Below are 9,750 nucleotides of genomic sequence, written 5' to 3' on the forward strand. Positions count from 1 at the left end.
CGATTGAAATAAAGTCTAATTTCTCGTAAAATAGTAGTTAAGAATAAAAATAAAGGATATTATATGCTTACTGTATCAGATGTATCGCTTCGTTTTAGCGATCGTAAACTTTTTGATGATGTTAACATTGCCTTCACGCCAGGTAATACTTATGGTCTTATCGGTGCTAATGGTGCTGGTAAATCTACTTTTTTGAAAATTTTAGCTGGTGATATCGAACCAACAACAGGACACATCTCTCTTGGTCCTGATGAACGTCTTTCTGTCCTTCGTCAGAACCACTTTGACTATGAAGAAGAACGCGTTATCGATGTTGTTATCATGGGTAATGAACGTCTCTACGATATCATGAAAGAAAAAGATGCCATCTACATGAAAGAAGATTTTTCAGATGAAGATGGTGTCCGTGCTGCTGAACTAGAAGGACTCTTTGCTGAATTAGGTGGTTGGGAAGCTGAAAGCGAAGCCTCACAATTGCTTCAGAATCTAAATATCTCAGAAGACCTTCACTATCAAAACATGAGTGAATTGGCTAATGGTGACAAGGTCAAGGTTCTCCTTGCAAAAGCACTCTTTGGTAAACCTGATGTACTTCTTCTTGACGAACCTACCAATGGTCTTGATATCCAGTCAATCTCTTGGCTTGAAGATTTCTTGATTGATTTTGAAAATACGGTCATTGTCGTATCCCATGACCGTCACTTCTTGAATAAGGTGTGTACGCATATGGCCGACCTTGACTTTGGTAAAATCAAACTCTATGTCGGTAACTATGACTTCTGGAAACAATCTTCAGAATTGGCTGCACGCTTGCAGGCTGACCGTAATGCCAAAGCAGAAGAAAAAATTAAGGAACTTCAAGAATTCGTTGCTCGTTTCTCTGCCAACGCTTCAAAATCTAAACAAGCGACTTCTCGTAAGAAAATGCTTGATAAAATTGAGCTAGAAGAAATCGTCCCATCAAGTCGTAAATACCCATTCATCAATTTCAAAGCAGAGCGTGAAATCGGTAATGACCTTCTAACAGTTGAAAATCTCACTGTTAAGATGGATGGTGAGACTATTCTTGACAATATTAGTTTCATCTTACGACCAGGAGATAAGACTGCCATCATCGGTCAAAACGATATTCAAACAACTGCATTGATTCGTGCTCTTGCCGGTGATATTGACTACGAAGGTACAATCAAATGGGGTGTTACTACTAGCCGTTCTTACCTTCCAAAAGACAATTCTAAAGACTTTGCATCCGGTGAATCAATTCTCGAATGGCTCCGTCAATTTGCCGAAAAAGGTGAAGATGACGATACCTTCTTGCGTGGATTCCTTGGGCGTATGCTCTTCTCAGGGGATGAGGTTAATAAATCTGTTAGTGTTCTCTCAGGGGGAGAAAAGGTACGTGTCATGCTTTCTAAACTCATGCTTTTGAAATCTAACGTCCTTCTTCTAGATGATCCTACTAATCACTTGGATTTGGAATCAATCTCAAGTCTGAATGATGGCGTCCGTGACTTCAAAGAGTCTGTTATCTTTGCCAGTCATGACCATGAATTTATCCAAACAATAGCGAACCACATCGTAGTTGTTTCTAAAAATGGGGTTATTGACCGTATTGATGAAACTTATGATGAGTTCCTTGAAAATGAAGAAGTGCAAGCTAAAGTCAAAGCACTATGGGCTGATTAAACTATAAAAAGATGCAGGTTGGGATATCCCAACCTGTCTTAGTATCATTATGACAAATAAAAAATACCATACGACTTTATTATTTTATCTGGCTGCTTTTTTCTTGCCAGTACTAATCATGATAGGGGTGCTGTATAGCCAAAAAATCTATCCTGGTAGTGAGCGGACTATTTTAACAAGTGATGGATTTCATCAGTATGTGATTTTTGCAACTGGACTTCGGAATATACTTCATGGAGATGGGAGCCTCTTTTACACCTTTACAAGTGGTCTAGGGCTTAATTTCTATGCTTTAACAAGCTATTACCTAGGTTCCTTCTTGTCTCCACTTTACTATTTCTTTACTGTCAACCAAATGGCCGATGCTTTTTATTATATAACACTACTTAAATTCGGGCTTATTGGGTTATCAGGAGCTTTTAGTTTTAAGCGGCTCTTTACAAAAGTGTCAAGAAGTTTCATCCTATGTCTTTCTACAGGATTTGCTTTGATGAGCTTCGCTACCAGTCAGTTAGAAATTAATACCTGGCTAGATGCCTTTATTCTAGCACCTCTAATCATATTAGGTTTACATCTCTTACTAAGATTCAATAAACGGGGCTTATACTTTTTTAGCCTAACCTGTCTTTTTATCCAAAATTACTATTTTGGTTATATGATGGCTATTTTCCTAACCCTTTACACCATAGTACAATTGGTAACTATCAAGGGATGGAAGAGTAAGATTCTTCATTTCATAGACTTTGGAATTGTCTCTATACTCGCTGGTTTAAGTAGTGCTGTCATGTTACTACCTACACTACTTGACTTGACCACACATGGTGAAAAGTTTACAGGTGCGTCAAGTTTGTTGACAGAGTCCACCTATTATTTTGACTTCTTTGCGAAAAATCTCGTTGGAGTTTACGATACTACTAAATTTGGATCAATCCCTATGATCTATGTTGGAATCTTACCTTTGATTCTTTTTCTACTTTTCTTTATTAGTAGGGAAGTCAAGCTATCATTACGTATAGGTTATCTCCTATTAGTAGCTTTCTTTATCGCTAGCTTCTACTTACAGCCTCTTGATTTGTTTTGGCAAGGCATGCATGCACCCAACATGTTTCTCCATCGCTATTCTTGGCTCCTATCTCTCCTAATTGTTCTTTTGGCAGGAGAAACACTCAACCGAATTAAAAACTTTTCTTTTAAAAGACTCCTCCTATCTTTCTTAGGATTGAGTACCGCTTACTTACTAACTTGGATTTTCCAATCTCACTATAGCTTTATTGAATCTGTCTCCTGGCTATTAAGCTTAGCATTTCTTCTAGCCTATGCCATTCTATTTATTAGCTATTTTAGACAGCAAATTCCTGGGAGTGTTTTTCGCTGTTTCACCTTCTTATTCTGCATTTTTGAGCTTGCATTAAGTACTTACTATGTTGTTGGAGCTCTGGGAAATGAGTGGGTATTCCCAACTCGTGAAGGCTATCTACGAAATATGTCTGCCATTACAAAACTAGTTTCAGATACTAAGCAAGCGAATAAGACTTTTTACCGTACTGAAAGGTTAGAGGCTCAAACCGGTAACGACAGTATGAAATTCAACTATAATGGTATCTCTCAGTTTTCATCCATTCGAAATACTGCTTCAAGCTCAACACTCGATAGGTTAGGCTTCAAATCTGAAGGGACTAATTTAAACCTACGTTACCAAAATAACACCATTATCGCTGATAGTCTCTTCGGAATAAAATATAATTTATCGAACTTTGACCTTAATAAGTATGGTTTTAATCACGTAACTTCTGAAAAAACAATAGGGCTTTATCAAAATAATAATGCAAGCCAGCTTGCTATCTTAACTGATGGTATTTACAAGAATATTGACTTCACTGTCAATACGCTTGACAATCAAACTAGCTTGCTAAATGCTCTATCTGGACTTAACTTAACATATTTTAAACGAGCTCCATCTCAACTATTTGATCAAGATGCTAAGTCTTTGAATCAGCGCGTGGCTAAAAACGTTAGCAACTCGAATAAAGATTTTGTAACAATCACCTATCGAGTTATCGCTCCACCACATAGTCAACTCTATGTTAGTATTCCTAACATTTCTTGGTCCGATGACAATAACCACTCTCTGTCAATTACTGTAAATGGTGTGACAAGGAATCAAGTTACTGACAATACCTTTGATTTCTTCGATCTTGGCTACTTTGAAACAGAATCAATGGTTACCATCAAACTTAGTTTTCCTGGCAATAAAGCAATATCCTTTGATAATCCTAGTTTTTATGCCCTTGATACTCAAAACTATCAGATAGCTATGGATACTATTAATGAACGTGATAGCAAGGTTACGACGTCAAATAATAAAGTGTTCGTTGATTATAGTAGTAAAACGAATGCCTCACTATTCTTCACCATTCCATACGATAAGGGGTGGACAGCGACCATAAATCATAAAAAAGTTAAGATTCATAGAGCTCAAAAGGGGTTCATGAAAGTCGATGTCCCTAGTGGGAAAGGTAAAGTTGTTCTAACCTTCATTCCCTATGGTCTTAAGACAGGTTTATTGATTAGTCTATTGGCAAGTATCATATTTTGTTGCTACGCTTATTTCATCAGAAAAATAACCGTTATTCAAAACAGCTGATTATCTTAAATAAAATTAAATAGGTTTGGAACAATTGTTCCAGACCTATTTATCTTTGGGTACAAAAAAACTCAAGCTATACAACTTGAGGTGTCTTATCACTCCGCCAGTAGGACTCGAACCTACGACATCATGATTAACAGTCATGCGCTACTACCAACTGAGCTATGGCGGATAAAACTGCTAAGTAGCAAAAATAGTCCGTACGGGATTCGAACCCGTGTTACCGCCGTGAAAAGGCGGTGTCTTAACCCCTTGACCAACGGACCAAGTTCTGAGATTTTTATCTCGTTAACACTCTTATTATTATATCAGAGTATTCGATTTTGTCTATACTTTTTTTCAAAAAAAATATTAAATTTTGCTAAATTTATTCGAATCCCTAATTGTCAAGTCAAGTGCAACAAAGATGTTCCTCTGATTAAGTGAGTATCTTTCAAGCTGTTTGAGTTAGCTCAAACAGCTTTTTTGCGGACTGATAGCCATGAATTCGTCTAGGTCTTTCATTGATAGCCTTTGTATAGTCCTCTAAAAGATTCTGATTTAGTTCTTTTAACGAACACCCCTTCGGAATGAACTCTCTTAGTAGTCCATTGAAATTCTCATTTGTACCTCGTTCATAAGATGAATAGGCATGTGCAAAATAAACATCTAATCCCTCTATCTTACTCAATGATGAAAATTCGTTTCCATTATCTGCAGTTATGGACTTAATGGGATAAAGTTTCATACACTCTAAGACTGCTTGATTGACATACTCTGCTTTCTTTTCCACGAGTTTCTTTGTGACAGCATAGCGTGTTTGTCGTTCTACCAAGGTTAGAATAGAAGGTTCTCCTATTGTCTTTCCACCCAGAACAGAATCGATTTCCCAATCTCCAAAACGGGAACGATTATTGATTTCTTCTGGCCTTTCTTCAATTGACTTTCCTAGATGTTTCTTGGTAGAGGGGCGCTTGGTAAATTTCTTACGGATCCGCACTGCTCTTGGCAAATCAATGACCTTAATCTCTAACAATCCTTGATGGATATAGTTATAGAGCGTCTTGGTTGAAGGAACAACTGCATCTACATGTTGGAGTCTATAGGTATGAACAAAGGTATCCACGCTATGCACCCTTGGTTTCTCTCTCATTGCTTCTGTAAATGCTCTCAGAAAGTCATCCGATACGGAATCCAGTTTCAAATAATAGCTGGCTTCTCTAGCATGACGATAACGGTTATGAGCAGCATCTGCATAATAGTGTTGGTAATAGACCTTTTGCCCATTTACTTTTTTCACTTGTGTTATGGAACCACGATTAATTTCACGAGTAATAGTAGAGCGATTTCTCCCTAGTCTACGAGCAATCTCAGCAGGTTTGAGTCCTACGCTTAAATAAGCTTCAATTTCCCCTCGCTCAGCTTCAGATAAGTGCTTGTATGATTGATTTGTGGTAGAATAATTAGTGGACATGTTCATCTTCCTTTATACTGTTTTTCGCAACTCTAGTATATCAGATGAACATGTCTTTTGTGTTGCACTTCATTTTACAATAGGGCAATTTATTCGAATTTTACGTTAGTTTTTATCTTGCTTTTACAAAGTATTGACATGTTGCTATATATTTTGTAAACTAATAGAGTTATTGGTCCCATAGCTCAGCTGGATAGAGCATTCGCCTTCTAAGCGAACGGTCGCAGGTTCGAATCCTGCTGGGATCAGATAAAAAAACGCAATCTAGAACCTCTAGTTGCGTTTTTCTTTTGCCTCGATAAATAGGAAATAATTTAAAACAAATAAGGGAAGCAAAGTCGTATATAGGCTGTATTCATGTAAATATTGAGCAAACCAAGTTGAGGCTGCAACTCCTACCATAAATGTAAAGATGATAATAGTAGTGTAAGAAGCTTGTTTAAGCACTTTGGGATCCCCCTCGTCAATAGCCCTGGCAACGGTTAAAGAGGTATTCGTAATATTACCAGTCATCATGAAGGAAGCATAATTTACCCCTCTGACGCGTTTAAAAATCCCTACCTGAAGAGAGGCAAAAAATGCCAAGCCCGCAATCGTAATAGTAGAATCAACGTAAGGTGTAATGATGGCGAGAATAGTCATCAAGAGAAAGGCAAGTCTAATCGCTTGCAAATGCCATCCCCATTTATGGTTAATGAGCCACTTCTTAACAAAAAAAACAAAAAACTGACCTAAAACAAAGAAAAAAATAGGTATCACATAGCTGAAAGCTCTTGCAATATGCCCCTCAACAAGATGAATAACCAAATAAAGGAGATTACCTGTCTGAATACTTGCAAATCGTCCGTCTTGAGTATTGTAAGTATAGGCATCAATGAAACCCCCTATATAACTTACTAGAGTTGCTACCCGTAATCCTTCAAAAACACGATAGGAGCGTTTTTTCATTCTGAACATGTCTGTTTCCTTCTTCTACTTATGGTAAGGACTTCCCTGCTGAATCATGAATGCGCGATAAATTTGTTCTACTAATACAAGGCGCATAAGCTGATGAGGGAACGTTAAGAGACCAAAACTCATTAATTGATTAGCCCTCTTTTTCACTGTAGGAGAGAGTCCCAAACTTCCCCCTATAATAAAAGTAATATCTGAATAGCCTCTAAGAGTCGCTTGCTCTAACTCTTTAGCAAATTGCTCTGAGGGAAATTGTTTTCCTTCAATAGCTAAGGCAATGACATAATCACGATCACCTACTTTAGCCAAGATACGCTGTCCCTCTTTGTCTAAGATAGCTTTATTTTCAGCTTCGCTTGCATTATCTGGCGTCTTTTCATCCGTTAATTCTATAGACTCAAATTTTGTAAAGCGTCCTAGTCGTTTGACATACTCCGCAATGCCATCTTTCAAATATTTTTCTTTCAATTTTCCAACGGTAATCAATTTAACTTTCATAGGCTTATTATAGCACATATCCACAATCTTTTAACACCTTATCCACACCTTTTTAGTGTCAAGCATCTATAGTTATCCCTATAAAATCGCTTTTTATCTACACTTTTTGAAACTTATCCACAGACTGTTGATAACTGTTCTTTAAAATCACTTTATGATATAATTAAGCTTACTTTGATATGCTTATCAAAAAGGAGGACTAAACGTGAAAAAATTTAACTGGAAAAAAATAGTAGCGCCAATTGCAATGCTTGTTATTGGCTTGCTCGGTGGTTTGCTAGGTGCCTTTATCCTACTAACAGCAGCAGGGGTATCTTTTACCAATTCAACAGATACAGGTGTTAAAACAGCTAAGACCGTATACAATAATACAACAGATACAACTAAAGCTGTTAAGAAAGTACAAAATGCTGTTGTTTCTGTCATCAATTACCAAGAAGGGTCATCTTCAGATTCTCTAAATGAACTTTATGGCCGTATCTTTGGTGGAGATGATAGTTCTGACTCTAGCCAAGACAAATCAAAAGATTCTGATGGGTTACAAGTCGCTGGTGAAGGTTCCGGTGTTATCTATAAAAAGGATGGTAAAGAGGCTTATATCGTAACCAACAACCACGTTGTCGATGGCGCTAAAAAACTTGAAATCATGCTTTCAGATGGATCAAAAATTACTGGTGAACTCGTTGGTAAAGATACTTACTCTGACCTAGCAGTTGTCAAAGTTTCTTCAGATAAAATTAAAACCGTAGCGGAATTTGCAGACTCAAACTCTCTCACAGTCGGTGAGAAGGCAATTGCTATCGGTAGCCCACTTGGTACCGAATACGCCAACTCAGTAACAGAGGGAATCGTTTCTAGCCTTAGCCGTACCGTAACTATGCAAAACGACAATGGTGAAACTGTTTCAACAAATGCTATTCAAACAGATGCTGCCATTAACCCTGGTAACTCAGGTGGTGCCTTAGTCAATATCGAAGGACAAGTTATCGGTATTAACTCAAGTAAAATTTCATCAACGTCAGCAGTCGCTGGTAGCGCCGTTGAAGGTATGGGATTTGCCATTCCATCAAACGATGTTGTCGAAATCATCAATCAATTGGAAAAAGACGGTAAAGTTACACGACCAGCCCTAGGAATCTCAATGGCCGATCTTAACAGCCTTTCTAGCAGTGCAACTTCTAAATTAGATTTACCAGATGATGTGAAAGCTGGAGTTGTAGTCGGCAGCGTTCAAAAAGGTATGCCAGCTGACGGTAAACTTCAAGAAAATGATGTTATCACTGAAATTGACGGTAAGGAAATCAGCTCAAAAACTGATATTCAAACCAACCTTTACAGCCATAGTATCGGAGATACAATCAAGGTAACCTTCTATCGTGGTAAAGAGAAGAAAACTGAAGAACTTAAATTAACAAAATCTACAGAAGACTTGTCTGACTAAGTCATTGACAAATCTGTCAAAAGACCTTTACAATAATGTAAAGGTCTTTTTTGGAAAGGAATAACATGCAAGAACAACTCAAAGCTTTACCTATTAGTGACATCTATCCCAATCCTTTTCAACCTCGTATAGAGTTCTCTGATGAAGAATTAGCGGAGCTAAGCCAATCGATTGCAGAAAATGGACTAATACAGCCAATCATTGTCCGAAAATCGGATATTATTGGTTATGAACTAATTGCTGGGGAAAGACGTTTACGTGCCTGTAAACGTCTAGGAATGACAGAAATCCCTGCAGTTGTAAAGGAAGTTACAGATCAAGAGAGTCGTAAACAAGCTATTATTGAAAATTTACAACGATCGAATCTCAATCCCATTGAAGAAGCAAAGGCCTATCGTAGTTTAATTAATGAGCTAGCTTATAGTCACGAGGAACTGGCGAAAGCTATGGGGAAATCCAGACCCTATATCAGTAACGCTCTTAGACTCCTCCAACTTCCCAAAGAGATACAGACAAGTATCGAAAATGGCAAACTGAGTCAAGGACATGCTAGAGCACTTTTAGCTGTTGAGGATACAAAAAAGCAACTAACTATCTATCATCAGGTCCTTACTGAAAAATGGTCTGTTCGTACCCTGGAAAAAAGACTTCAAGAACTTCCAAAAAAACAAAAATCAAAAAAAGATATTCATATAAAAGATAAAGAAAAAGAACTTGAAAAATCACTTGGTCTCCCCGTTACTCTTCGTTATCACAAAAATCACTCTGGAACTATTCAGATCCACTTTTCGACAGAAGAAGATTTTAACAGAATTATCAACAAGCTTATTTGACCTGTGAATTGAGGAGAAAAAAGAAACAAACTTATCCACATCATAAAATGGTTGCCCTCCCTTTATTTGAGAGGGTTTCTTTTTTTATTCACAACTTGTGGATAACTCTTGTGCACAATGTGAATTGCTTTTTTTAGCTTGTGGATAACTTAAGGAACTTTTATCTCCGGACCTGTGGAAAACTTTTTTGTTTTATGATAGAATCAGAGAACAAGAATAAAGAAGGAGAATTGATGGA

The 9,750-nt window shown here is 37.5% G+C and carries 7 protein-coding genes and 3 tRNA genes; 5 read left to right on the top strand and 5 right to left on the bottom strand.

Annotated elements, in window-relative coordinates; all coding sequences use genetic code 11:
- The first annotated feature begins 63 nt into the window (after positions 1-63).
- Together NSQ79_RS10310 and NSQ79_RS10315 are read left to right on the top strand one after the other, a co-directional pair.
- Positions 64-1,686, top strand: coding sequence for an ATP-binding cassette domain-containing protein (locus NSQ79_RS10310; RefSeq protein ID WP_014632476.1), 1,623 nt, complete (start codon positions 64-66; stop codon positions 1,684-1,686).
- Positions 1,687-1,735: 49 nt separating this feature from the next.
- Positions 1,736-4,330 carry a YfhO family protein gene (locus NSQ79_RS10315; protein ID WP_049528176.1) on the top strand — a complete coding sequence of 865 codons (2,595 nt, stop codon included), beginning with the start codon at positions 1,736-1,738 and terminating at the stop codon, positions 4,328-4,330.
- 101 nt (positions 4,331-4,431) lie between these two features.
- Here the strand turns inward: NSQ79_RS10315 and NSQ79_RS10320 are convergent.
- From NSQ79_RS10320 to NSQ79_RS10330, 3 genes are all read right to left on the bottom strand, one after another.
- A tRNA-Asn gene (locus tag NSQ79_RS10320) sits at positions 4,432-4,505 on the bottom strand.
- Between the two features lie 22 nt (positions 4,506-4,527).
- Positions 4,528-4,599: transfer RNA gene (locus NSQ79_RS10325), tRNA-Glu, on the bottom strand.
- 167 nt (positions 4,600-4,766) lie between these two features.
- On the bottom strand, positions 4,767-5,786 hold the full coding sequence (locus NSQ79_RS10330; RefSeq protein WP_171021848.1) for an IS30-like element IS1139 family transposase: 1,020 nt from the start codon (positions 5,784-5,786) through the stop codon (positions 4,767-4,769).
- Positions 5,787-5,960: 174 nt separating this feature from the next.
- Between NSQ79_RS10330 and NSQ79_RS10335 the strand changes: the two genes are divergently transcribed.
- Positions 5,961-6,034 (top strand) — tRNA-Arg (locus tag NSQ79_RS10335).
- 25 nt (positions 6,035-6,059) lie between these two features.
- On the opposite strand, the gene NSQ79_RS10340 is transcribed toward NSQ79_RS10335, so the two are convergent.
- Complete coding sequence (locus NSQ79_RS10340; RefSeq protein ID WP_013991345.1) at positions 6,060-6,743, bottom strand: YoaK family protein; 684 nt, start codon at positions 6,741-6,743, stop codon at positions 6,060-6,062.
- Positions 6,744-6,758: 15 nt separating this feature from the next.
- On the bottom strand, positions 6,759-7,238 hold the full coding sequence (gene rlmH / locus NSQ79_RS10345; protein WP_014632473.1) for a 23S rRNA (pseudouridine(1915)-N(3))-methyltransferase RlmH: 480 nt from the start codon (positions 7,236-7,238) through the stop codon (positions 6,759-6,761).
- Positions 7,239-7,443: 205 nt separating this feature from the next.
- Between rlmH and NSQ79_RS10350 the strand changes: the two genes are divergently transcribed.
- Complete coding sequence (locus tag NSQ79_RS10350; RefSeq protein ID WP_013991347.1) at positions 7,444-8,679, top strand: trypsin-like peptidase domain-containing protein; 1,236 nt, start codon at positions 7,444-7,446, stop codon at positions 8,677-8,679.
- A 65-nt stretch (positions 8,680-8,744) separates the two neighbouring features.
- Positions 8,745-9,512 (top strand): ParB/RepB/Spo0J family partition protein, encoded by a 768-nt coding sequence (locus NSQ79_RS10355; RefSeq protein ID WP_013991348.1) that lies wholly within the window; start codon positions 8,745-8,747, stop codon positions 9,510-9,512.
- Positions 9,513-9,750: the final 238 nt, after the last annotated feature.

It is taken from the genome of Streptococcus sp. FSL W7-1342, assembly GCF_037966635.1.
Taxonomy (GTDB): Bacteria; Bacillota; Bacilli; order Lactobacillales; family Streptococcaceae; genus Streptococcus; species Streptococcus salivarius_D.

What these genes read in the sequence shown, in the direction of transcription:
- NSQ79_RS10310 (WP_014632476.1), top strand. Translation starts at nt 64, where the DNA reads ATGCTTACTGTATCAGATGTATCGCTTCGTTTTAGCGATCGTAAACTT.
- NSQ79_RS10315 (WP_049528176.1), top strand. Translation starts at nt 1,736, where the DNA reads ATGACAAATAAAAAATACCATACGACTTTATTATTTTATCTGGCTGCT.
- NSQ79_RS10330 (WP_171021848.1), bottom strand. Translation starts at nt 5,786, where the DNA reads ATGTCCACTAATTATTCTACCACAAATCAATCATACAAGCACTTATCT.
- NSQ79_RS10340 (WP_013991345.1), bottom strand. Translation starts at nt 6,743, where the DNA reads ATGTTCAGAATGAAAAAACGCTCCTATCGTGTTTTTGAAGGATTACGG.
- rlmH (WP_014632473.1), bottom strand. Translation starts at nt 7,238, where the DNA reads ATGAAAGTTAAATTGATTACCGTTGGAAAATTGAAAGAAAAATATTTG.
- NSQ79_RS10355 (WP_013991348.1), top strand. Translation starts at nt 8,745, where the DNA reads ATGCAAGAACAACTCAAAGCTTTACCTATTAGTGACATCTATCCCAAT.